The organism is Streptomyces dioscori (assembly GCF_003024195.1).
Taxonomy (GTDB): Bacteria; Actinomycetota; Actinomycetes; order Streptomycetales; family Streptomycetaceae; genus Streptomyces; species Streptomyces dioscori.
This window is the reverse complement of record NZ_KZ679042.1, coordinates 90,388-113,734: the sequence shown is the minus strand read 5'-3', so window position 1 is coordinate 113,734 and position 23,347 is coordinate 90,388. Positions and strand designations below refer to the sequence as shown.

Sequence of the window (23,347 nt, the reverse complement as noted above, 5' to 3'; positions counted from 1 at the left end):
CGCCGAACGCCGGGACTACTCCGTGCCGTCCGCCGGCAGGCGCTGCGGCAGCCCGAGCCGTGGGAACCGGTCGTCGTGGAACGTGGTGATCTCGGTGATCGCTCCGCCGGTGACGCGCAGGACGTCGATCGTCAGCGGCAGGTACGCACCCTCCTGCTTCTGCCAGAGGTAGAAGGCCACGGCGGGCTGCCGGTTCACTGAGGTGGGTACGGCGCGCAGGCCCTTCATGCCCTCGAAGCCGTTTGTGACCCAGTCGTTCACCACCGCGTCGCGGCCGACGTACAGGCCCGGCGTGGGCGGCATCGAGCAGCGGACGTCGTCGCGCAGCAGCGCGGTGAGGCCTTTGATGTCCGTGGCCACGCTGGCTTCGGTGTAACGGCGTACCAACTCGCGTGTCCCGGCGTCCTGTTCGCCGCCGGTCCAGTCCTGCCGTTCGGCGGGCAGATGCTCCCGCAGGCCGGCGCGGGCCCGCTGCAGCGCGCTGTTCACGGAGTTGACGGAGTCCCCGAGGTGCTCCGCGACGTCCTTCGCCGGCCAGCCGAGCACGTCCCGCAGGACCAGTACGGCCCGCGGGCGCGGCGCGAGGTGCTGGACCGCGACCAGGTACGCGAGCTCGACTGTCTCCCGCGCGAGGGCGACGGCCTCCGGCTCGCCGGCGTCGGCGGCGGGCAGCTCGTCGAGCAGCCGGTCGGGGTAGGGCTGCAGCCACGGCACCTCGCCGCCGCTCGCGGGTTCCGGACGGCTCTTGGCGAGCTGGTCCAGACAGGCGTTGGTGGCGATCCGGTACAGCCAGGCCCGGAACGTCGACCGCCCCTCGAAGGTTTCCCGCCGCCGCCAGGCACGGAGGAACGTCTCCTGCACGGTGTCCTCGGCATCCTCGAACGACCCGAGCATCCGGTAGCAGTGCACGTGCAGTTCCCGCCGGTGCCGTTCGGCCAGCCCTGAGAAATCCGCCTCGTCGACCTCGCTCAGCCCGTTCACGCCCAGCTCCTCCAGCCGCATGTCCGCCCTCATGACGTCATCCTTCCGCCTCGTCGTGTCCCGTCGTAGGTGTGACGGGTCCGGGCGTGAAAACTCATCACCGGAGCCCCCTCCGGGGTACGGCCGGGCGTCGCTGCGCGCTCACGCGCCTGGTGTGCGATTGCGTCTGGGTTAATCATCGATTCAGATATATGCACTTGATGTTAAGTGATGGCCTCCCTAACGTTCTCGGCATGAACCTCACCGTCCTCGCGGCCTCCGGCCAGACCGGAATCGCCCTCACTCGACAGGCGCTGCGACGTGGTCACACCGTGACCGCCATCGCGCGGAATCCCGAGAAGATCGCCCTGCCCGACTCCCCGAACCTGCGCAAGGTGGCGGCCGACGTGCACGACGCGGCCAGTGTCGCCGCCGTCGTGGACGGGGATTCCGTGGTCCTCTCCGCCCTCGGTACGGACCGGGCCGGGACCCTCCTGGCCGGCGCCCGAGCCGTCGTCGCCGCAGGTCCGCGGCGCGTGATCTGGCTCGGTGCCTACGGCACGGGCGAGTCGGCCGAAGTGGCGGGGGAGGGGGCGGGCATGCTCGCCAAGGTGCTGGGCGACCGCCTCGCGGACAAGGTCGAAGCCGACAACGCCGTGCTCGCGGCCGGGGGCACCGTCTTCCACGCGGGGATGCTCGCCGACGGACCGGAGAGCCCCCGTCGGCGGACCGTCGGCCTGGCGGCCGGGCCTCCCTTCGACCTCGGTGCCAAGGTGAGCCGGGAGACCGTGGCCGCGGCGATGCTCGACGAAGCCGAGGAGCCTGCCCACCCGGGCGCCGTGGCCCTGCCGCTGGCGGAGTAGTCAGCCCGCGGTGATCTCCTCGACCGACGCCCGGACCTGCTCGCGGAGCCAGGCGTGAGCGGGGTCGGAATCGTAGCGCTGGTGCCAGTTGCAGTTGATCGTCACGACCGGGGAATCGATCGGCAGCGGCCGGGCGACGAGCCCCAGAGCCTCGATGAGCGGGCCGCCCAGGATCGCCGTGCAGGTGACCAGCGCGTCACCACGGGCGGCGATCTGCAGCGCGGCCGACACCGTGGCCACCGCAGCGACCACCCGGCGATGCAGGCCTTCGGCGGCCAGCATGTCGTCGATCGGCGCGGTGAGGCGGCCACGCCGGGAGATCACCACATGGGGCTGCGCCGCGTAGGCGGCCAGATCGAGTCCGGCGGCGCACGGATGGTCCGCGCGCATCGCCACCACGAACCGATCGTCGCCGAGCGGCTCGGACCGGAACTCGGGCATGCTCGGCCTGCCACCGCCGAGTTCCAGGTCGACGCGACCGTGTCGCAGGTCGTCGGTGTCGACGGAGTTCTCCGCCAGCGCCCGCAACTGCACGCCTGGAGCCTGCTGTTGGATCCGCCCGACCAGTACGGGCAGCAGGGACGCGGCCACCGCGTCATGGCACTGGATCGTGAAGGTCCGCTCCATCTCGGCCGGGTCCAACTCCCGGATCGGCGACAGCACTTCGTGCGCCTGCCGGACCAGCCGGTGCACGTCCTCCCGCACCGACACCGCGTACGGGGTCGGGGCCATCGAGTGACCGGTGCGTACGAGGATGTCGTCCCCGGTGACGGCGCGAAGCCGGCCGAGGGTGCGACTGACCGCGGGTGACGACAGGTGCAACCGCTCGGCCGCGCCCATCACGCTGCCCTCTTCGAGCAGGGCGTCCAGCACGGTCAGCAGATTCAAGTCCAATTGCATGACAGTAAACCTTAACAAGTCATAGATCCGTCCCGGACAACTTCAGGAGCATCCCATGAGCCAGGAACTTCTCGCCGCGACCGTCGCCGCCGTCCGCGCCGCCGGCGCCCGGATGATGACGCGCTACTCCACCGAGTCCCGTCCGCCCGCTCTCCCCGAACTGCTGGCGAGCCTCCAGGCCAATGACGCGGCTGTGGTCGACGTGTTGCGTCCCGCGCTGACCGAGGCTCTGCCGAGCGGGGGCTGGCTCAACGACGAGCACGGCTCGGGGCCCATGGCCACGGGCGAGTGGTGGCTCATCGACCCGGTCGGCGGCAACGTCAACGCCGTACACGGCACGCCCGACTGGAACATCGGCGTGAGCCTCGTCCGCGACGGCCGCCCGGTGCTGGCGGTGGTCCACTTCCCGGTCCTCGACGAGATGTTCACCGCGACCGAGGGCGGCGGGGCGTTCCTCAACGGTGTACGGCTGCGGGTCTCGGCCAAGACGTCGCTGGACGGCGCACTCGCCGGAACCGGCCAGGCACAGCCGGGCCATGACCCCGAACTCGCGCGGCGGATGGGCTCCGCCTTCGCCGCGATGACGAACTCCGCCCTGTATGTGCGGGTGTCCGTACCGGTGACCCATCAACTGGCCCAGGTCGCCGCGGGCCGGATGGACCTGCACTGGCAGTTCGACAACGTCCGGTCGCACGCGGCAGGTGTGCTGCTGGTCCAGGAGGCCGGAGGCGTCGTCACCGACTTCGAAGGCAAGCCGTGGGAACTGGCCGCCGAAAGCTACCTTGCCGCCGCGCCGGGTGTGCACGCCGCCGCGCTGGCAGTCCTGACCGACTGAAACCCGCTCAGGACGACCCGTGCCCTCCGGAGACAAGGACGACCATGAGTACCCTCACCGCGCCCCGCACCACTCCGCCCCCACGGGGAAACCGAGTCCGCTGGCGCATCCCGGCCCGGCTGCGCAAGAGCATCCTCGTCACGCATGTCGTGTCGGCGGGAGCCTGGATCGGCATCGACGTCGTCGCCACCGTTCTGGTGGTGGTCGGCTGGGTACGCGCGGGCGACGACCGCACCGCCGTGTACCGGGCCCTCGCGGACTTCTTCGTCGTCCCCCTGCTGCTGTCTGCCCTCGCGGCAGGGGTGGTGTGCCTCGTCACCGGTGTCCTGCTGGGGCTGGCGACCAAGTGGGGGCTCGTCCGCTACTGGTGGGTGTCGGTGAAGCTGGCCCTCAACGGCATCGCGTGCGTGATGCTGCTGCTGTTCCTGGGCCCGATCACCGAACTCGCCTCGGGTGAACAGCCGTTGCGCGACATCTGGTTCGTCGCGTTCCTCGCCGCCACCGCCATGGTGCTGCTGAGTTTCGCGATGGTGCTCTCGGTCTTCAAGCCGTGGGGCCGGGTCCGCACGTAGTTCCCGCCCGCGCGGCGCCCGCCGGAGGCGCAGCGCGGGACAGCCGAGAACCACTCGCCGCACACCGCTCAGCACACCCCCATATCAGGGGCGACGCTGGGCGGCCATCCACTGCCAGACATGGGTTCCGTCGATGCTCGGGTCGTTGCGGGCGACGTAGATCCATGACCAGTGACCGGAGAACTGGTGGCCGTTCCGGACGACATGGTCGTAGAGCGTCACGAGCGAACCGGGGATGAGCTCGTGCGCGTGGACGGTGTTGGCCTGCGGGTCCACGGTGAGGTCGTCGCGGGAGGTGACGAGCCAGCTGGGCGTGCTGATCTGCGCCAGTTCGCTGTCGGGGATCAGCGGCGGGCCGCCGGGCGGGAAGGATCCGACCACGCCGCAGATCGGCACGGAAGCGGCGAACAGAGTGGGATAGACGGTGGTCATCTTCATGCTCATGTAGCCGCCGTTGCTGCAGCCGACGACGTGGATCCGGTCGCGGTCGATGCGGCCACCGCGCACGACGTCGCCGATGATCTCGCGGATGAGCGGGGCGAAGCGGGGGCCGTCCTGCATCCAGGCAGAGGTGCTCTGGGGGGCCAGGACATAGGCGCCGCCGAAGATGCGCTGTGCTTCGGGGGTGGCGAAGCCCAGTGCGCCGCGGTTGGCCCGGAGCGTGGTCTCGTTGTCGTAGTAGTCGGGCAGCGAGGCGCCCTCGCCGCCGCCGTGCAGCCAGACGATCAGCGGGCGCTTGCTCCGCCCGGAGGAGTGGGCGCCGGCGGGGGAGTACAGCCGGTACTTCATGCCGGATCCGGAGACGTGGGAGCTGAAGGCGTCGACCTCGGGGTCCGACAGCCGACGGCTCTGCACGAAGTCCTTGATGGTGATCGATCGGTGATCGCGTAAGGCGAACGGGGCCTGCTGGGTGATGGTGTAGGTGAGGTCGAGCATGACGTTGCGGCCCCTGCCGGCGATGTACCCGAGGGTGCTGCCGCTGATCTGGCCCTCGGCATGGCTCAGATCGAGCACGATGTTGCCGCGGCGGTCGAGCCGGGCGGCGGTCACCGTCCGGTCGAGGTCGTACTCGCTGAAAATGGCGTCGCCGTCGGCGATGGGGAGCGGGCTGGTGGCCTTGGCGTGCACGGTGAAGGTGCCGGTGGTCAGGCTGGCGGGGTCGATCGGGCCGAGCCGGGCGGCATCGAGCGTGACCGAGGTGACCTGTTCACCGCCGTCCAGCACCTGGGCGTCGAGGGTGAATCTCATGCCTTTCGTCGCACGGTCGTCGGCGTACGCGGCGACGCCGGGCAGGGACAGGCCGGCGGCGGCGCCCGTGCCTGCGGCCAGAAGGGTGCGACGGCTGAGCGGTGTTGCCATGCGGACTCCTTGAGTGGGGGCTTCATCGCGGCCTGTTCACCGAATCCGGCGTTGCCGCTGAGGAGTTGACGGCGGCTCGCCGTACCGGATCAGGACGGCCGGTGTCATGAGCAGCACAGAAGCGAGCACCGTCGGCACGTTACCGGCGCCACCGCGTAGCGGACAGGTGCCGCTTCGGCTTTTCTCCTGACGGCGACGGCCGTGCCCTGCGCCTCGAAGGCTGACGTACACACGGAACGTCACATCGAGGTCGGTGGAGGCCGGGTGGCGAAGTCGTTTGGCGCGCGCATCCGTCGAGCCCGTCCGTTCGCGAACAGGCAGCGCTCACCGCCTCCATGACGGATCGTATGCAGGCTGCTTCATGTGCGAACACTGCATATATCCACCTGTTCGAGTGAAGCCACGTGAGTGGATTCGCTGGTTCCGCGAGTGAACTGCAACACAGTTGGGTCAGAAGAGGCGTAGACCACCTGTTGGCCCTCCAGGGGAAACCGCTGGCCACTCTGCGTTACCGATCGGTATGCGGCAGCCTTGTGCATTCTTCAAGTATCGCTGTGTCATGTTCACCCTGGCGCGCATGCGTGTTCGCCCGTTCGGCCGAGTTTCATAGGCGTCGTCAGAAGGCGCCGCAGGTGCGCATCCCGTAGCGCGGAGCCGTTCGCATCTTGCCTCAACGAAGAGGATCCATGACTGACGATGCCCGAGCGGGGGCCGGCGGCAGCCCGGTGATAGCCACCGGAGTGCTGCCCTTCCCGCTGGATTTCGAGGCGCTCTACCTGAAGAACCAGGAGCACTACCACCGGTTCGCGCTAGCCGTGCTCAACGACCGGCAGGACGCCGAAGACGCCGTCCACCGCGCCTACTTCGAGATCCTCGCGCACTGGCCGGACCTCCTTGCCGACGGCAACGTCCACCAGCAGACGTGGGCGATCCTGCGGCGCACCGTCATCTCCGAGAAGCTGACGAGCTACCGGGACAACCTGGCAGAACTGACCGAGGACAACGACGTGGCGCGTGCCCTGTGCACCCTGCCGTCGCGGCAGTTCGACGTCATGGTCCTGCGGTACCTGTGCGGCTGTGCCACCGCCGACATCGCCTGGTATCTCGGCGTGTCGGCCAGCACCGTCGACTACCACGGCCGCAAGGCCAAGCACCGTCTTGAGCAGGCCATGCCCGCCCGTATCCGAAGGAGCAACTGAATGAGCGCCCAGAAGGGATCTGTCTCGCACACCGAACAGGTGCTGGCCGCGGCAGGCCTGCGCCTGCGCGCCCGGCAGCCCGCGTTCGACGTTCCCGCCGGACTGCTCCGCCTGGCCCGGGACGCCGGCTACAGCCCGGTCCCGGACACCGTCCCGTCCGTCTCCCGTGCCCTGCGCCATCTGAAGGAGTTCGTCAGCTGGAGCCTCGACCAGCCCGGCGCCACCACGCACGTCGAGCGGTACGCCGCGACACTCGGCGAGAGCGACGCCTACCGTCTGCTGACGCGTGACCGGGACACGGAGGAGATCGACCTGGACGGCGCGCACGTCTTCGCCTGCATGCTGTACCTGGCGGGTCACCCCGAAAGCGCCCAGTTCTGGTGGCGTTTCACGGCCGGCGCCGGCATCGGGGCCAGCGCCCTGTGCCTGCAACTGCTGCACAGGTCCCGGGGTGAGACCGCGGAGGCCGAGCACTGGCGCGAGATGCTGCTCCTCGTCGTCGACCTGGACGACGATGTCGCCGTGAAGGCGACGTTCGTTTCCACGGTCGGCAGGTTCGCGGCCTACACCCGGCGCCACCGGCCGCCGGCCCCCGTCACGCCGGCCCTGGACGCCGAAGTGCGCCGCCTTGCGACTCAGGACGACGCCGACCGACTCGTGTGCCGCCCCGACGCCGGTCTCGCCCGGCGCCTGCAGGACTGCACCGGCTCCCTCTGACCCCCGAACGGACGAGAAGCCCGCCCGCGGTCCCGGTTACTGGGCCATCGACCGCCGGCAGGCTCCTCCTCACGCCCGGAAGGACGTACAACACCATGAAGCGTAAGCCCCGAAACGTCGTTTCCAGCACGGGATCGCGCCGCCGGAGCCGCCGCCTGCGCGACGCCGCCACCTTCGCTCTGCTGCGCGGCATGGCGTACGGCCTCGGCACGGGGGCGGCCGGGCTGCTCCTGTACTGGCTCCAGTCGTACCTGTGACCCTCCGGCCGCGACCGCCCTGCGGAACCGAACGAAAGACCTGACGGCGCGCCCATAGACGCTTCTTGCGCTGAAGTGGAGGGCGGGGACCGGAGAAGCCACCGGGTCAGCTTGTCGAGACAGCCCGGTGCCGGCTCGTTCGCGCGGCGGACGCGTCGGTGGCCAGGTCGGTCAGGGTGGCGGCCCGCCAGTCGCCGGACGACGCGCCGACGCGCCGACGCTTTCCACCGTGCCGGTCTCCTGCCGAGGGACGGGGAGGCGTGTCACCGGAGTATGACTTCGCTCGGACCGTTGAACGGTGCCAGTGACAGCACCGTCTTCGGTGTCCGCAGCCCCTCGTTCTCCCCGAACAGCTTCCGCGCCGCATCGAAGGGTACGTCGTCGCACGCCACCAGCGAGGCACGGTCGTACAGTTCGCGGATCGCGTCCGTCAACTCCCTGTTGCCGCCCGTTCCCACGCCCCAGGTGTCCCACAGCAGTGTCTCCGGCCTGTTCAGCGCAGCGAGGTCGAGTCGGTCGATCAGGCCCCGGCTGCGAGTACCAGCCGGGAGTGGGACACCTGCGTGAGCGACACGCGCGTGACGGCCGCCGGGGCCATGGCCCGTGCGGGACGCGGCCGGGAGACCTCGCTGATCCCCGCCCGCTCGCGGTCACCCGTGAAGACGAACAGTCGCAGCACCAGGAACCGCCCCACCCCCGCGAGCCCGGAGGCGCCGAGGTAGACGATCTGCTCGGTGAGCAGCCCGGGTGACGACTGCAGCAGGTGCAGGACGAGCACCGCCAGGGACGTCACCGCGTACGCGGCCGTCGCCGACCCCGCGGACTGCCAGTGCCGCCGCCACCCGGCCCGCTGCCCCGTCCCGAAGGTGAACAGCGCGTGCAACTCGGTGCACAGGACCGTCGACGCCACGGTGATCACCGCGTTCGCCACCACCCACGGCAGCACCCCGGCCAGCAGCGCCACCGCCCCGCTGGCGAGAACCCCGACACCCCCACCGCACACCACGAACCGCACGAAGGAGACGAACGCCCCGGGAGCGGCCACGCCCATTGCTTCCGTGCTCGTGACGCTGCTCATGCTGCTTCCGATCTGCTCGCTCCACAGTGATAACGCATGTAAGGATACGGACGTTAGTTCGCCGATTCAAGGGGGAGCGGGTGTGAGTTTTCATCTGTAAGGTAATGGGCGAGAGGTGCACTGCTAGGCATTCGTGGCCGGTGGCTCGTCATGGGTGATCTCGACCGGTGCGTCGGCCCCCGCCCGTGCGCGGTCCGACACCGCCGCTATCTCGTCATAGGTCCATTCCTTGTACAGCCGCTGCCCGTGGGCGTCGGTGATGTCGATGACCACGCCGGTCCATTCCTCGGCGGGCTGTTCGGGGACGAGTCCCAGCTCGAACACGGCGTCCTGGAGGAGGGATTCGGTGACGCGTACCCCAGTGAGCCTCTCGGCCAGCGCGAGGACCGCCGCCTTGCGGTCGACGTCCGGGGCGCTCTCGTCGTGCTCCCCCTCGGGGGTCAGAGGGAAGCCGATCTCCCGTAGCAGGGGGACCAGTTCATCAGGGGTGCTGCCGTCGCGCGACGAAGGGTCCTCGAACGTCGTACGCAGCTCACCGTCCTCGAACCAGTGGAAGAGGTGGATGGGCTTGCCTCCGTTGGCCGAGTGCGCCACGATCCGGCCGCCCTGCGACAGCGTCTCCACGGCCGTCGCCGCGATCCCCAGGCCACCGTCGAAGCCGAGGACGAGTGTCCAGTCGCCGTCCTCGCCCGGAGCGCTGAAGGCACCCGCGACGTAGGACTCGTCCCAGTAGTCGTCGCCCGACTCGGTACGGTGAGCGGCTTCCGCCTCGATGAGTCCGGCCGTCCCCTCCCCGGTGCCGCGCGGTTCCGCCTCCATCGCTCGCAGCACCTCGCGCGGGGTCCGCCCCCGTATCAGCGTCAGGGTGTACCCGCTCTCCATCATGTGACGGAAGATCAGCGAGGGGCGGATCCAGGCGTAGTCGTGCGCGGTGACCGAGTTCATACAGCGCAGTGTGTCCGATGCCTCTGACAACGCCTGCCCGCAGCGGTGCCCGGCCCGCCGGCCGGCTCGCCGACCGGCTCAGTTCCTGGTGTCGGCGAGCGTGCCGCGACAGGCGCGCACCACGTCCGCGTAAGCCTGCGGGCTCGGCTTCGGGCGGCGCTCGAAGGCGGCGCCGTCCACCTCGTGGAGGCCGAGTTGGGCCGTGCTCGGTCACGAGCACCGGAACCCCGGCGACCTCGTGGGCGTGGCGCACCGCCCCGGCGACATCGACGACCGTGGCGACCACCGGCTGAACGGCTCACCGGGCGCTGCGACGCCACGCGCTTCGACCGCAGCCGTGGACGACAGCCGGCTTGTCAGAGGCATCGGCTACCTTGCGCGTCATGGGAAACTCGGGCGGATCACTGACGACCCGGTGTTCGGGCGAACTGCACCAGTTCATGCGGGCAGCCGGATTCACGGACATCGACGAGACGAAGGCGTTGGCGGAGGGCTGGCAGGTCACCGACTTCGCCGACGCCGGCCCGCGCAGCCTGGCGAACCTCGTCCGGCAGATGAGGACACCGGCCCTCATGGTGTCCTTCCTCGACAGCGATGTGGGTTTCATCGAGGCCCTCACACCGGACGGCAACAGCTGGGAGGGCCTGCTCAACAGGGAGATCGCGGAGAGTTACGAGATACCGCTGGAGCAGTTCCCCCTCGAACCCGCCGTGGCCGGCGCACTCGCGTGGTCGGCCGCCGCCGGACTGACACCCGACGAGAAAGCCGTCCGACGTACGCTCACCACGTCGGCCCTGTTCGCGGAAGAACTCTCTTCGACCCTCCTGACAGCCCTGGGCCTGCCCGGCGCAACCTAGCCTCACGCAGGGCACCCGCCGCGCCGACGCTTCCAAGGGGCGCGGGGAACTGCGCGACCAGCCACGACGCACCCGCGGCCGAAAACTCCCCCGACGGCACAGCCCCACACGCCGACCCCGCCATCGGTGTCGCCCTCACCCCGCTCGTCGTGCTCCCTCCCTCAGGGACCGCTCGTCCCGACCGTGCCGGTGACGGCGTCAGGGTGGTCCTGGACGTACGCCCTGACGACCGACTCGAAGGTGTCGTCGGGGCGCAGGCCGAGTGCCGTCGCGCGTGTGGTGTCGAACGAGGCGGGCCACGAACCGACGATCGCCTCGATCGCGGGGTCGGGCGCGACGGTCACCAGGTCGGCTACGGCGTCTCCGGCCACCCGGCGCAGCGCGTCGAGCATGTCGGCGACCGTGACCGTGAGGGCCGGCAGGTTGACCGGAAGCCTGCCTTCGAGGGAGCCGGGGCCGTCGTCGCGCCCGGCCTCGGTGATGCGGAGGATGCCTTCGACGGTGCGCCGGGGTGAGGCCAGCGCGACGCGCAGGGCGGGGTCGACCGGGCAGGTGGCCGGGAGTCCGGAGAGGGGTTCGCGGATGATGCCGGACAGGAAACCGGAGGCGGCCGCGTTCGGTGCGCCCGGCCGTACCACGACGGTCATGAGACGGGCCACGCGGCCGTCGATGAATCCCCGGCGCGTGTACTCGGCGATCAACTGCTCACAGACGCGTTTCTGTGTTCCGTAACTCGACTGCGGCGTCGGCAGCGTCCACTCGTCGACCACGGGCGGCAGGGGCGCCGCGGGGTCGGAGCCGTACACCGCGACGCTGCTGGAGAACACCACCCGGGGTGTCGGCCCGCCCGCGGCCGACTGGGCGCGGGCGGCATCGAGCAGCGCGCGCGTCGTGTCCAGGTTGGCGGTCATGCCCAGGTCGAAGTCGCTCTCGCACTCGGCCGACACGGCCGACGCCAGATGGACGACCACGTCCACGGGCTCACTGAAGACGTCGTCGAGGCGCTCGCTCAGTTCGCCCCGGACGACATCGACCAGCGGGTCGTCCGCCACCGGCGCCGAGGCCGGCACGTACCGGTCGAGGAGAACCAACCTGTCGACGGGGGCACCGCACAGCGTCCGCCGCGCGAGCAGGACGTCGGTGACCTGCCGTCCCAGGAAACCGAAGCCACCGGTGATGACGATCCTCATACGGTCCTCCTCGTCCGTTCCGCTCGCCAGGTCACTCGGCCAGGCCGCTCGCTCACCGGCGTACGGGACCGGGGTTGGCATCGAAGTAAGCTAAGGCTAGCCTTACCGCGTGGCGAAGAATCCGAAGTTGATGCCCCGGCAGCCCCGGCTGTTCCATTGTCACGTCGTGCGCAGTGAGCGGTACACGTCCTCGATGCAACGGGTCACGGTGACAGGACCCGACCTCTCCTCGTTCCCGTGGCAAGGCTACGATCAGTGGTTCCGGTTGTTCCTGCGGAAACCGCACCAGGAGGAGTTCGTCCTGCCGGAGATCTCCGGACCGGTCTGGTGGAAGCCGTTCCTCGCCACCCCCGAGGACGAGCGGGCGCACTGCGCGAACTACACCGTGGCCGAGTTCCGTCCCGACGCGGCGGAGCTCGACATCGACTTCGTCGTGCACTGCGGTCCGGGCGGCGAACCGGAGGGCGCCGCGGCGATCTGGGCCTGCGGAGTGAGCCCCGGTGAGGAACTCGCGCTCCTCGACCAGGGGTTGCTGTTCGACTGCCCCGACGACGCCTCCGAGGTACTGCTCGTCGCCGACGAGAGCGGTCTGCCCGCGACGGCCGGGATCCTGCGCTCCCTCCCGCGTGAAGCGGTCGGCCGTGTCATCCAGGAGATCCCGACCGCGGGCGACCGCCGAGAGCTGGACGCCCCGGCCGGAATGACCGTCACCTGGGTGGTGCGCGACGACCCGTCCGCGGTACCCGGTGCCGCCGCACTCGCGGAGCTGCGCCGGCAGGTGTCCGCCGACCCGAAGGGCTATGCCTTCGTCGTGGGGGAGTCGACCCTCGCCACCGAGGGCCGACGGCACCTGCACCGCTCGGGACTGCCGAAGTCGCGTATCACCTTCTCCGGCTTCTGGAAGCGTGAGGTGCACGAGGCCGCTGCTGCCGCCTGACCGGCAGCGGGGGCGCCGGATCCGCCGCCCCCGCCTACCGCGGACGTCACTTGTCCGGCGAAGGGCGCAGGTGGAGGACGACCGCCACCGTTCCGAGCGCCGGGACGGTGACCGGGATGCCTCCCTCCGGCTCCACGTCGATCGCGTGCGGGTCCAGGCCGAGGTAGTTGGTGCGGAACGCCTGCCCGACCGCGAGCGGGGTGCCGACGCGGCAGGTGACCGGAGTGTCGGCCAGGGACTGCAGTCGGATCATGAGCCGTCCCTCACCGGGGACGGTCAGCCCGACGAGTCGCACCCGGGCGTCGTCCAGGGTCAACAGCCGTGTCTGCGCCGGAGGTTGCGCCTCGGCTCCGGCGCGGGCCACGGCGCGGGCGCGGACCGGCACCAGGGGGTGGCCGGTGACGGCCGCGGTACGCACGGCCAGTTGTTCCGCGACGCCGTCGGGGGCGTTCTGGTCGGCCCCGGTGAAGGCGACGCTGTAGCGGAACGTGTGGTGGAACGCCTGCTGGGAGGGGAAGTTGGTGTCCCAGATGTTGTTGTGCACCCAGGAGAAGACAGTGCCCGGCTCCTCCTGCGGCAGGGACTGCGGGTAGGGCGCGTACGGGATCGCGATCCCGCCGAGCTGCACGAGGGGGGCGTCGGCCGTCGCCAGGGCGGCGTGGTGGCCGGCGTCGCTCAGGCTGATCCAGCGGCGGATCGCGCGCATGTGGGTGGCGGACCCCGGCACGGTCTCCCGGTCGGTGCCCAGGATCCCGCCGGTGGCCTCCGTACGCACCGTGGGGTCGTCCAGGGCGAACGGGAAGGCGAAGAAGGCGCTCTCCTTGGTGAGCGTCGCCGTCTTGTCGACGCGGTTCTCCACGTCGATGCGGGCCGCGTCGTGCGGGAGGTGCACCCTCACCCGGAGCCGGCGGGTCCCGGCAGGGGCGCATTCGTAGACGAGGGTCTGGCCGGTGGCGTCCGTGATGCGGTCGACGAGCGCGGCGGGCGGCGCCGTGCTGCGCGAGGCGAGCAGGTGCATCGAGTCGTCGGCGACGGTCTTGCTGGACTGATGGTTGAACGCGCCGGCCGTGGCGTACTCGTCGTACAGGTAGGCGTTGAAGCCGGTGACGGCGTCCTGTCGGACCAGTTCGCGTCCGGTGTGCTTGTCGACGACGGAGCCGATGCACGCCTCGCGGAGGTCGACGGTGACCCGTAGGTGGTCGTTCTCCAGGACGACCGGGTCCGTGGACGTCTCCGTCCAGGACGCGTCCGCCCGGTCGCCGCCCACGTCGGGGACGATGTCGAGGCGCAGCGACCCGCAGGCCGGTACGTCGGCGACCGGCACATGCAGGAACCGCCCGGCCGCCCGGTGACGGTCGTTGCTCTGCGCCTCCTCCACGAACGGCAGGGGCGCGCCGGTACGGGCATCCAGGACCTGGACCGCGTCGCGCAGCGCGACCGTGCTCTCCGGCAGGAAGAGCCGTGCCGTCTCCGACCGCGGCCAGCTGCAGGTGTTCACGACGTGGAAGGAGGCGAGCGCGTCGGCGGGGGCGGCGAAGGCCTCCCCGAGCAGCGCGGAAGCGGCGTCCAGGAGCGTCTCCGCGTCGTCGTGGGCACGCATGGCCTGCGCGTACTTCCAGTGCCACTGCCGCTCCCCGGACCCGTGGCCGTGGTCTCCGTGGGTCCAGGGGTCGCCGGCGCCCCAGGTGTGCTCGTTGAACAGCGAGGCGGCCCGGTAGACGGCCGGTGCCTTCGCCGTGACCGCCGTGCTGCCGGGCACGCCCATCAGGTGCGCGTACCCGGCCACGGTCTGGGCCTCGGCGAGGGCCGCCTGACCTCGGCGCGTGGCGGCGAGCGGGACGGCTCCGGCGCCGACCCCGTCCACCCACCAGTCGCTCCAGTCGCCGCGGTAGGTCTCCAGGCGGTCCCCGACGCGCTGTTCGGCGTCCGCGAAGAAGTCCTCGTTGCGGGAGGCCCGCAGCTGCGGGTAGGCCCACTGCTCGTTCCAGCGGCGTACCGTGTCGGCGATGATCCGGCGGGGCGGCCCGTTGTCGGCGAACTTGCCCAGCACGCGCAGGTGCAGGACGTCCCACGGGTACGGCTCGACGCCGGCAGTGGCGGCGGAGGTCCCGTCGAGGATGGGGAAGCCGGGAATCCCACGGCCCTCGTGCGGATAGGGGAACCGGGCGAGGGCGGACAGGTAGGCGGGCAGCAGGTCGTCGACACTGGCGTAGGACTCGTCGAAACCGAGGATCGAGCCCTCCATGTACGCCAGACCGTGCGGTGTGTCCGTACGCCACACCAGCACGCTGTTGCCGCTGGGCGCCTGCCAGCGGAACAGCCGCGGCAGGTGCTCTCCGCCGACGAGGTGCGGGACGGCCCGCCCGGCCCAGTTGTGCGCCACGGACAGATAGCGGATGCCGTTGTCCGCCAGGACGTCGGGCAGGCCGACCACCTGCCCGGGCACGTCGGTCTGCATGGCCGTGGTGATGTCGATGCCGTGGCGGTCGCGCAACTCCGTGACCGGGCGCAGCAGTTCGTGCAGTTCGTCGGTGGAGCAGGTCTCCGTGTGGAGGTTGAACGGCATCGCCGTCAGCTCGACGCGCCCCTCGCGCACCCGGTCCAGGAAGTGCTCCACCTGGCGTGCGGGCCTGTTGGCGCTCCAGTCCTGGAAGGAGTGGAACCCTTCGACGGCCCAGCGGAACCGGGCGGGCTCCGGCCAGTCGTCGGTGTCCCGGCACAGTTCGAGCAGCGAGTCGAGGTAGGCGCGGGACTCGGCCATGACCCGGCCCTGCGGATCGGTGTAGCCGATGTCGAGGTGGGAGTGCTGCACCAGGTGCAGCGTCCAGTGGCGCTGCGGGCGGGCCTCGAAGTCGAGCCAGGTGTTTTCCGCCAGGTCGGGGAGTTCGATCCGCAGGGCGGTGGGCGCGTCCACCTCCGGCACCAGGACGCGGAGGTCCGTCCCGGGGCCGGAGAGGATTTCGCTGCGGACGGGCGTGCCACCGGCGGTGGTGACCCGGACTCTTGTGACGCGCGGCGCCCTGGTGCCGGCCGCCGCGCCTCCCCGGTGCAGTCCCACCCGGATGGACTGCAGCAGTCCGCCGGAGCCGTCGTGGCGCAACAGGGGTTCGCCCGACAGGCGCACCTCCAGGTCACCCACGCCGACGGTGGAGGTGACCACACGGTCGCGCAGGATGTCGCGCGCGAGGTCGGAGTCCCACCAGGACGGCCGGGTCAGCGGTGGCTTGGGCATGGTGCGTGATCGTCCTTCGTGTCGGGAGGGCGGGGCGCGGTCAGGATCGCAAGCGGGTGGTTACGGGGCCTGCTTCGGCCCGTTCCCATGGCCGCGCCGGTCGCTCTGGGCCAGGGTGGCGAAGATCTGCACCATGGCCGACTGGTTGAGGGTCGCGGCCGGTGCCTGCGGGTCGTAGTCGCCGCCGTTCGACGGCTGGAAGCGGAACAGCCCGGTGGCGGTGTCCCTGTTGGTCCGGTACGTGCTGTCCGCGTAGCCGCTCATGGCCTGCCGGTAGGCGGAGTTCGGGCGGACGGCGTCCAGGTCGAGGAGGTCCTTGAAGTAGAAGGCGTTGAAGACGGCCGGCTGGTCGTGCAGCCGGGTGCCCTGCCCCCAGTACGCGAGCGAGGCGTCGGCGTCGGTGACGGCCTTGGTCAGCCAGCTGTTCCTGCCGGTCCCGCGATAGAGGGCGGTGGCCGTGCCGATCATGGCACCCGAGTTGTACGTCCACAGCGTCTCGTTGGTGCCGCCGTCGTCGTTGCGGTCGTTGACGTACAGGCCCGGTGCCTTGCGCATGCACGAGGACACCCAGCCGTACCACTGCTCGGCCTTTTCGAGGTAGGCGCGCTTGTGGGTGTGCTCGTAGAGGCGGGCGGCGAGTTGGGCCGAGAGCGCGGTGACGTTGGTGGCCCGGATGTTGTTGCCGGGGGAGTCGACCCAGTCCATGCCGCCCGGACAGGTCTTGCCGGTGTCGCCGTCCCAGGCGCGGCTGACGACGGGTACGACGTTCTCGGCCCGCCGCAGGAAGGCGCGGTCGCCGGTGGACTCGTACTGGTCGAGCTGGCTCAGGGCGACCACGGCGTTGTCGTCGTAGTAGACGTCGCCGCCCGAACCGAGCGGCGCGGGCAGATACGACTGGTAGCCCGGCCGGTCGCCGCCGGCGAAGTACAGCTCGAACGTGTCGAAGCGCTCCGCCGCGTCCTGGCGGAAGTCCCCTCCGTTGCCGGGGAGCTCCTGCATGTCGACGGCCGCCGCCGCGGCCTCGCGGAACGGCCACAGGTAGGAGTGCGCCGGGTCGGCCGCCTGCCGCGGAGTGTGCTCCAGGTACAGACCGTGCTGGTCCGTACCCTCGTACAGATGGGTCTGCAGGGACCGGTACGCGGCGGTGGCGCGGTCGGCCCACAGGGACTGCGGGACGGGGTGGGGGCGGACAGGAGAGGCGGACCCGGCGTGTGCGGGGACGGCGGTCCAGAGCAGGCCCGCGCAGACGGCGGTCACGGTGGCACGGCGGAGCAGCGTTCGCGGCATGGTTCACCCTTCACGAAGAGGAGGAGGGAGAGGAGGCGGACGGAGAGAGACGGAGGTAGGTGCGGCGTACGGAGGTGAGACGTACGGGATCAGCGGTGGATCTTGAGGCTGCTGATGAAGAAGCGCTGGGCGGAGAAGAACAGCACCAGGGTCGGCAGGGAGACCAGGAGGGCTCCGGCCAGCACGACCGGGGGACCGACGTTGGAGTAGTTGCCCTGCAGGTCGGCGAGGGCGGCCATGACCGGCCGGATGTTGCGGCTCGTGGTCAGCGTGATGCCGAACATCAGGTCGTTCCACACGGCCACGAACTGGAACACGAACACGGCGACCATGGCGGACCTGGTGAGGGGCACATGGATCTGCCAGAACAGCCGCCACCAGGACGCGCCGTCCAGGCGTGCTGCCTCCACGACCTCCTTGGGCAGGGTGAGGGCGTAGTTGCGCATGACGAAGAAGGCGAAGGGGATCGCGATCGCCGTGTAGATGAGGAGGAGCCCGAACTGGGTGTCGTACAGGGACGATTCCGCGTACGAGAGGAACAGCGGGCGGATGAAGACCTGCAGGGGCAGCAGCGTGCCGGAGTAGATCACCCAGAACCACAGCGCCCGGTGTTTCACGGGCATGATGATCGTGGCGAAGGCGGCGCCCGCGGCCAGTACGGCGGCGGCCAGCGCGCTGACCACGGAGTACAGCAGGCTGTTGCCGAACGCCGGGCCCAGGTTGGCCTTGTCCCAGGCCTGGGACATGTTGTCGAAGAGCCCGAACTCCGTCGGGAGCCAGTGCGGACTGCCCGAGTAACTTTCGGCCGGCACCAGGGCGTTGACCACCAGGAGCCAGGTCGGGACCAGCCAGAGCAGGGCGAGCACCGCGACGGTGCCGGTGCGCAGGACGCGGCCGAGGGACATGGTCATTCGCCTTTCACGTCGAGCTGACGGCGCAGGTAGAGCCAGGAGGCTGCCAGGACGATGACGGTGAGGACGACGGCGATCGCCGCTCCCGCGCCGGGCCGCAGCTCCAGGAAGGTCTCGTTGTACATGGACACCGCGAGGGTCTCCGTGGCCCGTCCCGGACCGCCCTGGGTGAGCACCCAGATCAGGTCGAACGACTTGAGGCCGTTCACCAGGCTCATGCCGATCACGATGATGGACACGGGCTTCAGCTGCGGCAGGACGATGTGGCGGAACTGCTGCCAGCTGCCCGCCCCGTCCAGGGAGCCGGCTTCGAGGGTTTCCGGCGGGATGGACTGCAGTCCGACCAGGAAGAGGATGACGGCCACACCGGTCGCCTGCCAGGCGTTGGCGAGGATCATCACGAGGGTGTTGCCCGGCCAGGTCAGCAGCCACCCCTGGGCGAACGAGTCGAGACCCACCGAGGTCAGTACCTGGTTGACGGCCCCGTCGGTGGTGAGCATGAAGTTCCAGACCACCGCCACCGCGGAGCCCGACAGCGCGTAGGGAAGGACGACACACAGCCGCGCGAGACGCGAGAAGCGGGTGGCGTCGGTCATGCAGGCGATGGCCAGCCCGAGCACGAAGGGGAGCACGACCGTGCCCACCACCCACAGCAGCGTGTTCTGGATCGAGCGGGTCAGCGCCGGGTCGGAGGCGAACCGGGTGTAGTTGTCGAACCAGCTGAAGGGGGAGGTCCGGGTGTCGGCGAAGAAGCTGCGGTGGATGGTCCACACGAACGGGGCGAGCAGGAACACCGCGACGAGGAGCACGGACGGCGCCATGAACCCCCCGGCCGTCAGGCGCTCGCGCCTGCCGATCCAGGCGTGTCGCTCCGCGGGCCGCGGATCCCCGCCGACGGGTGGTGTCCGTCTGCTCCCGCCGGTGGCGGGTCGGTCGGTCGTAGAAGTGCTCATGCCTCGTCGCGCCTCCAGGCTGCCCATTCGTCTTGTGCACGTTCCTGCATCCGGCGCAGCGTGGTCTCCGGTGAGGTCTGCCCGGCCATGAACCCGCCCAGGTCGTTGGTGTTGCCCTGGATGAGGCTCGGCGGGCTGGCCTCCCAGTAGCGGATCAGCGGGATCCGGCGCTCCTTGGCGACGTCACGCTGCAGCTCGGCCACGACGGGGTTGTCCGAGCGGACCGTCGGGTTGGCGGAGCTGTCCTGGAGGAAATCGCTCCACACGCGCTGGACGGGCGGGGCGAGCCACGAGCCGACGTTCGCCAGGGCGGCGTCGTGCGAGGAGGCGCGGGCCGGCACGGTGAAGACGCCCGACTCGGCGATCACGCTCTTCGGCGTCGCGGACCGCACGGTGGGCAGGATGAACGCCCCGTAGTCCGCGCCCGGCTTCATGCCCGCCGCGGTCATTCCCTGGGCCTGCCAGGTGCCGTGCAGGAACATGCCGACCGTCCCGGCCTTCAGCGCGCCCGGACCCCGCGCCTGGTCGAAGTCGGGTGACGTCATCCAGCCCTTGCGCATGAAGTCGTGCCAGATGTCCATCGCCTCGCGGGCGGGATCATCGGTGTACGAGGCCTCACCCGCGACCAGTTTCTGGTAGAAGCGCGGATCGACCTTGGTGACCAGCTCCTGGAACCACTCGATCGCGGGCCAGCCGCCCACCTGACTGGCCAGGAACGGCGTGATCTTGTTGCGCTTGAGGACCTCGGCGCAGTGCAGCAGCTCGTCCCAGCTCCGCGGCTCGGAAAGACCGAGCTTCTCGAAGACCGGCTTGCTGTAGAACAGCACGTAGTACGACTCGTACAGGGGGATGCCGTACACCTTCCCCCGGTACGACACCGCGTCCCGTGAGGCGCCGCGCACCCATCCCTTCGCCTGGTACTTCCCCCAGACGCCGGACAGGTCGGTCAGGCCGCCGGCGCGGGCGAGGCGCTTGAGCTGGTAACCCGAGGCCCACTTGACCAGGTCGGTGGCCTTCGACGTCTGCAGTGTCATCTGTACGACCTGCTGGTACGAGGTCACCGAGGGGTTCGACAACGGCCGCAGCGCGTAGCCGGTGATCTTCTCCAGTTCGCGTCCGGCCGCCCGGTAGCCGTCGTCCCAGGTCGCGTTGTCGTTGGAGATGCTCGTGGTCCCCGGCTGCGCCGACGTGCTGTCTCCGCGGGCGCAGCCTCCCGCGGCGAGCGTGGCCGCGCCCGCGGCCATCCCGGCGAGAACGCGGCGCCGGGCGAGCGGCGCGGCCGCACTCCGGGTCCTGCCCGATGCTGACATTGATCACCTTCACGGAAGCGAGCCATGTGCATGGCCGGATGTGAACCACAGGGCACAGAGGTGTCCGGGAACGCCCGGCATTGCCGAGTGGTTGTTGCGTGGAAGTTAACGACAACATTCCCGCAGTGGCAAGGGTCTGTCGGCGGGAAGAAGCGGAAACGAACTTACGGCCTGCTAAAAGGCCAGTTCGCAGAAGCCTGTGTCGAAAAAATTGACCGTGGATCGAGGATGGACTCTCTCGGACAAGCATTGTTATCGTTAACGCACCGACAGAGCCTACTGAGGAGCAGATGTGCAGTCCGCGTCTCGTTCGTACGACCCCCACCCCAGTTACGAACCGGTCGACGGGCAGGTCACCGCGGGGTGGCCGGCCGCGGTCGCCGCGCTGCCGCCCGGTCCGCTCGTCCTGGCCGTGGACGGTCCTGCCGCGCTGGACTGGGACGCCCTGGCCGACGGCCTCACGACGGCACTGCGCCTGGCGGGCCGGGAGGCACAGCGGTCGGACATACGCGATCACTACGCACCCTCAGCCGCCGAACGCGTCGCGGCCCGGCCACAGCCCGCCGACGACCCGTTCTTCACGCCGCTGTCGCAGGCGGGTGTCGCGGACCTCTTCGACTCGGTGCCCCGGCCGGGAAAGCCCGCGGACGACGGTGTGCTGCTGGTCTTCGGGCCGGGCGCGGCGCTCTGCGCAGTGGACCTGCTCTGGTACGCCGACCTGCCCAAGCGGTATGCCGAAGCCGCTGTGGCCAAGGGTGAGCTGCCGGTCGGCGCCAACCTGGGGCGGCCCGGCGAGCCGGGCGACCTCGTGCGGCTCTTCTACACCGACTGGCCGGTGGCGGACCGCCACCGCGACACCATCGCCGGCCGGGTCGACCGGTGGATCGACACGCAGGACCCGGCGGCCCCCGCGTCGCTGGACGGCACCGCGCTGCGCGGCACGCTGCGCCACCTGGCCCGCGGGCCGGTCCGCACCCGCCCCTACTTCAACTCCACGCCCTGGGGCGGCCAGTGGGCGGCGAGCGAACTGGGCTTCACCCCGCAAGCCGGCAACACCGCCCTCGGCTACGAACTGATCGCCCCCGAGGCAGGGGTGCTCGTCGGGGAGAAGGACGGGGCGCAGGTCGAGATTCCGTTCCAGCTGCTGTGCGTCGAGCACCCCGAGGCCATGCTCGGCGAGGAGGTGCACCGCCGGTTCGGCACCTCCTTCCCGATCCGCTTCGACTACCTCGACACGATGGGCGGCGGCAACCTCTCCCTGCACCTCCACCCGCGGGAGCAGTACATGCGGGAGGTGTTCGGCTGGCCCTACACCCAGCACGAGACGTACTACGTCACGGCGAACGAGGAGGGTGCCCAGGTGCTGCTCGGGCTCACCGAGGACGCGGACCCCGAGGTCATGCGCCGCCAGGTGGAGGACGCCATCGCCGACGGCACCCCGCTGCCCGTCCAGGACCACATCCAGACGCACGAGTCGGCCCAGGGCCAGTTGTTCATGATCCCCGCGGGCACCCCGCACGCCTCCGGCGCCGGCAACCTGGTCCTTGAGGTGAGCGCGACCCCGTACCTGTACTCGCTGCGCCTGTACGACTGGCTGCGCAAGGACGCCGCGGGCGCGTCCCGGCCGTTGCCCTACGAGCACGGGTTCGCCAACCTGGACACGGCCCGGCGGGGGGAGGACGTGGTGAAGGACCTGATCCAGCAGCCGCGTACGCTGCGCGCGGGCGACGGCTGGCGCGAGGAGGTCATCGGCGCGCTGCCCGAGATGTTCTACGCCGTCCACCGGCTGGTCGTCGCCCCTCAGGCCGGCATCACCGACGACACCGCGGGCCGCTTCCACATCCTCAACGTCGCCGCCGGCCAGGGAGCCGTCGTCGAGACCCAGGACGGACGCAGCCACTTCCTGGCCTTCGCCGAGACCCTCACGGTCCCCGCCGCGGTGGGTTCCTACCGGGTGCGCTCCGTGGGCGGCGACGAGGTGCAGATCGTGAAGGCGCTGGTGGTCGAGCCGTGACCGCAGCCTCCGTGGCCTTCACGGGACGGTCGGCCGCGCCGGTCCCCGTCCTCGACGTCGGCGGTACGCACGTCACCGCCGCGCTCGTCGACCCCGCCACCGGCCACCCCGTCCCGTCCTCGGTGATCCGCAGACCGCTCGGTTCGCACGCCGACGCCGACGGCATCCTCGACGACATCGCCCTGACCGCGCTCCGACTGCCGGTCGGACACGGCCCGTTCTGGGGCGTGGCGATGCCCGGACCCTTCGACTACGACACCGGGATCGGCCGTTTCACGGGTATCGGCAAGTTCGAGTCCCTGTCCGGCGTGGACGTGGGCGCCGGACTGCGCCGGAGGCTGGACGACCGGGCCGAGCGGCTGTGCTTCCTCAACGACGCCGACGCCTTCGCCCTCGGTGAGCACCGGGCCGGGGCGGCCCAAGGGCACGACCGCGTGGTGTGCCTGACACTGGGCACGGGCATCGGCTCCTCCTTCCTGCGGGCCGGACTGCCCGTGCACGACGGCCCCGACGTGCCGCCCTGCGGGCATGTGCACCGGCTGGACATCGACGGCCGTCCGCTGGAGGACACGGTCTCGCGCCGTGCCATCCGCCTCCATCACGCCCGGCTCGCCGCTTCGCACCGGGAGCCGGACCCGCGCCAGGAGTTCGCCCTGCCGGACGTCCACGAGATCGCCGCGGCGGCCGAGCAGGGCGACACCGCCGCTGCGGAGGCCTTCCGCTACGCTTTCGACGCCCTCGGCAGGGCCCTGGCCCCGTGGATCGACCGTTTCCAGGCCACCGCGGTCGTCATCGGCGGTTCCATGGCGCAGTCGTGGGATCTGATCCATCCCGCGTTCGCCCGGGGACTGGCTCGGGCCGACCGGGCGCCCGTACGGGTTCTGCCGGCCCGGCAGCCCGCGTCGGCACCGCTGATCGGGGCCGCGCACTGGGTCCGGAGCGCGGCGGGCACTTCATGAGGACCGGTCCGG

At 70.5% G+C, this 23,347-nt stretch carries 22 protein-coding genes; 10 read left to right on the top strand and 12 right to left on the bottom strand.

Annotated elements, in window-relative coordinates:
• Positions 1-15 precede the first annotated feature (15 nt).
• Positions 16-1,014 (bottom strand): RNA polymerase subunit sigma-70, encoded by a 999-nt coding sequence (locus tag C6Y14_RS14510; RefSeq protein ID WP_107017069.1) that lies wholly within the window; start codon positions 1,012-1,014, stop codon positions 16-18.
• A gap of 200 nt (positions 1,015-1,214) precedes the next feature.
• Between C6Y14_RS14510 and C6Y14_RS14505 the strand changes: the two genes are divergently transcribed.
• Positions 1,215-1,823, top strand: coding sequence for an NAD(P)-dependent oxidoreductase (locus C6Y14_RS14505; RefSeq protein WP_107017068.1), 609 nt, complete (start codon positions 1,215-1,217; stop codon positions 1,821-1,823).
• On the opposite strand, the gene C6Y14_RS14500 is transcribed toward C6Y14_RS14505, so the two are convergent.
• Positions 1,824-2,723, bottom strand: coding sequence for a LysR family transcriptional regulator (locus C6Y14_RS14500; RefSeq protein ID WP_107017067.1), 900 nt, complete (start codon positions 2,721-2,723; stop codon positions 1,824-1,826).
• 55 nt (positions 2,724-2,778) lie between these two features.
• Here C6Y14_RS14500 and C6Y14_RS14495 point away from each other — a divergent pair, with 55 nt between their 5' ends.
• Together C6Y14_RS14495 and C6Y14_RS14490 are read left to right on the top strand one after the other, a co-directional pair.
• Positions 2,779-3,558, top strand: coding sequence for an inositol monophosphatase family protein (locus C6Y14_RS14495; RefSeq protein ID WP_107017066.1), 780 nt, complete (start codon positions 2,779-2,781; stop codon positions 3,556-3,558).
• A gap of 44 nt (positions 3,559-3,602) precedes the next feature.
• Complete coding sequence (locus C6Y14_RS14490; RefSeq protein ID WP_225891075.1) at positions 3,603-4,130, top strand: hypothetical protein; 528 nt, start codon at positions 3,603-3,605, stop codon at positions 4,128-4,130.
• Between the two features lie 84 nt (positions 4,131-4,214).
• Here the strand turns inward: C6Y14_RS14490 and C6Y14_RS14485 are convergent, their stop codons facing one another.
• Positions 4,215-5,489, bottom strand: coding sequence for a prolyl oligopeptidase family serine peptidase (locus C6Y14_RS14485; RefSeq protein WP_107017065.1), 1,275 nt, complete (start codon positions 5,487-5,489; stop codon positions 4,215-4,217).
• Between the two features lie 686 nt (positions 5,490-6,175).
• Between C6Y14_RS14485 and C6Y14_RS14480 the strand changes: the two genes are divergently transcribed.
• The 3 genes from C6Y14_RS14480 (at position 6,176) to C6Y14_RS44515 (ending at position 7,662) form a co-directional block, all read left to right on the top strand.
• Positions 6,176-6,688, top strand: a complete 513-nt coding sequence (locus C6Y14_RS14480) for an RNA polymerase sigma factor (RefSeq protein ID WP_225891074.1) — start codon at positions 6,176-6,178, stop codon at positions 6,686-6,688.
• Positions 6,689-7,405, top strand: coding sequence for a hypothetical protein (locus C6Y14_RS14475; RefSeq protein WP_107017064.1), 717 nt, complete (start codon positions 6,689-6,691; stop codon positions 7,403-7,405).
• Positions 7,406-7,500: 95 nt separating this feature from the next.
• Positions 7,501-7,662 carry a hypothetical protein gene (locus C6Y14_RS44515; protein ID WP_199854735.1) on the top strand — a complete coding sequence of 54 codons (162 nt, stop codon included), beginning with the start codon at positions 7,501-7,503 and terminating at the stop codon, positions 7,660-7,662.
• Positions 7,663-7,925: 263 nt separating this feature from the next.
• Here C6Y14_RS44515 and C6Y14_RS14470 read toward each other — a convergent pair whose 3' ends face one another.
• The 3 genes from C6Y14_RS14470 to C6Y14_RS14460 form a co-directional block, all read right to left on the bottom strand.
• The gene (locus C6Y14_RS14470) at positions 7,926-8,120 is read right to left on the bottom strand and encodes a hypothetical protein (RefSeq protein WP_107017063.1); all 195 of its coding nucleotides are present in this window, start codon (positions 8,118-8,120) and stop codon (positions 7,926-7,928) included.
• A 62-nt stretch (positions 8,121-8,182) separates the two neighbouring features.
• The gene (locus tag C6Y14_RS14465; RefSeq protein ID WP_225891073.1) at positions 8,183-8,740 is read right to left on the bottom strand and encodes a GtrA domain-containing protein; all 558 of its coding nucleotides are present in this window, start codon (positions 8,738-8,740) and stop codon (positions 8,183-8,185) included.
• Positions 8,741-8,863: 123 nt separating this feature from the next.
• Positions 8,864-9,685, bottom strand: a complete 822-nt coding sequence (locus C6Y14_RS14460) for a DUF6461 domain-containing protein (protein ID WP_107017062.1) — start codon at positions 9,683-9,685, stop codon at positions 8,864-8,866.
• A 383-nt stretch (positions 9,686-10,068) separates the two neighbouring features.
• Between C6Y14_RS14460 and C6Y14_RS14455 the strand changes: the two genes are divergently transcribed.
• Positions 10,069-10,542, top strand: a complete 474-nt coding sequence (locus C6Y14_RS14455) for a hypothetical protein (protein WP_159074249.1) — start codon at positions 10,069-10,071, stop codon at positions 10,540-10,542.
• Between the two features lie 161 nt (positions 10,543-10,703).
• Here C6Y14_RS14455 and denD read toward each other — a convergent pair whose 3' ends face one another.
• A complete protein-coding gene (gene denD, locus C6Y14_RS14450) occupies positions 10,704-11,732 on the bottom strand; it encodes a D-erythronate dehydrogenase (RefSeq protein ID WP_107017060.1) in 1,029 nt (342 codons plus the stop codon).
• A 130-nt stretch (positions 11,733-11,862) separates the two neighbouring features.
• Here denD and C6Y14_RS14445 point away from each other — a divergent pair, with 130 nt between their 5' ends.
• The gene (locus tag C6Y14_RS14445) at positions 11,863-12,669 is read left to right on the top strand and encodes a siderophore-interacting protein (protein ID WP_107017059.1); all 807 of its coding nucleotides are present in this window, start codon (positions 11,863-11,865) and stop codon (positions 12,667-12,669) included.
• Positions 12,670-12,715: 46 nt separating this feature from the next.
• Here C6Y14_RS14445 and C6Y14_RS14440 read toward each other — a convergent pair whose 3' ends face one another.
• From C6Y14_RS14440 to C6Y14_RS14420, 5 genes are all read right to left on the bottom strand, one after another.
• The gene (locus C6Y14_RS14440) at positions 12,716-15,901 is read right to left on the bottom strand and encodes a glycoside hydrolase family 38 N-terminal domain-containing protein (RefSeq protein ID WP_107017058.1); all 3,186 of its coding nucleotides are present in this window, start codon (positions 15,899-15,901) and stop codon (positions 12,716-12,718) included.
• Between the two features lie 60 nt (positions 15,902-15,961).
• Positions 15,962-17,188, bottom strand: coding sequence for a glycoside hydrolase family 76 protein (locus tag C6Y14_RS14435; RefSeq protein ID WP_107017057.1), 1,227 nt, complete (start codon positions 17,186-17,188; stop codon positions 15,962-15,964).
• An 89-nt stretch (positions 17,189-17,277) separates the two neighbouring features.
• On the bottom strand, positions 17,278-18,099 hold the full coding sequence (locus C6Y14_RS14430; protein ID WP_107017056.1) for a carbohydrate ABC transporter permease: 822 nt from the start codon (positions 18,097-18,099) through the stop codon (positions 17,278-17,280).
• Complete coding sequence (locus C6Y14_RS14425) at positions 18,096-19,052, bottom strand: carbohydrate ABC transporter permease (RefSeq protein ID WP_107017380.1); 957 nt, start codon at positions 19,050-19,052, stop codon at positions 18,096-18,098. Before C6Y14_RS14425 ends, C6Y14_RS14430 begins: the two co-directional genes overlap by 4 nt.
• Positions 19,049-20,362 carry an ABC transporter substrate-binding protein gene (locus C6Y14_RS14420; RefSeq protein ID WP_107017055.1) on the bottom strand — a complete coding sequence of 438 codons (1,314 nt, stop codon included), beginning with the start codon at positions 20,360-20,362 and terminating at the stop codon, positions 19,049-19,051. Before C6Y14_RS14420 ends, C6Y14_RS14425 begins: the two co-directional genes overlap by 4 nt.
• A gap of 292 nt (positions 20,363-20,654) precedes the next feature.
• Between C6Y14_RS14420 and C6Y14_RS14415 the strand changes: the two genes are divergently transcribed.
• Both C6Y14_RS14415 and C6Y14_RS14410 read left to right on the top strand, forming a co-directional pair.
• A complete protein-coding gene (locus tag C6Y14_RS14415) occupies positions 20,655-22,376 on the top strand; it encodes a class I mannose-6-phosphate isomerase (RefSeq protein WP_107017054.1) in 1,722 nt (573 codons plus the stop codon).
• Positions 22,373-23,335 (top strand): ROK family protein, encoded by a 963-nt coding sequence (locus tag C6Y14_RS14410; RefSeq protein WP_225891072.1) that lies wholly within the window; start codon positions 22,373-22,375, stop codon positions 23,333-23,335. The genes C6Y14_RS14415 and C6Y14_RS14410 overlap by 4 nt, the downstream gene beginning before the upstream one ends.
• Positions 23,336-23,347: the final 12 nt, after the last annotated feature.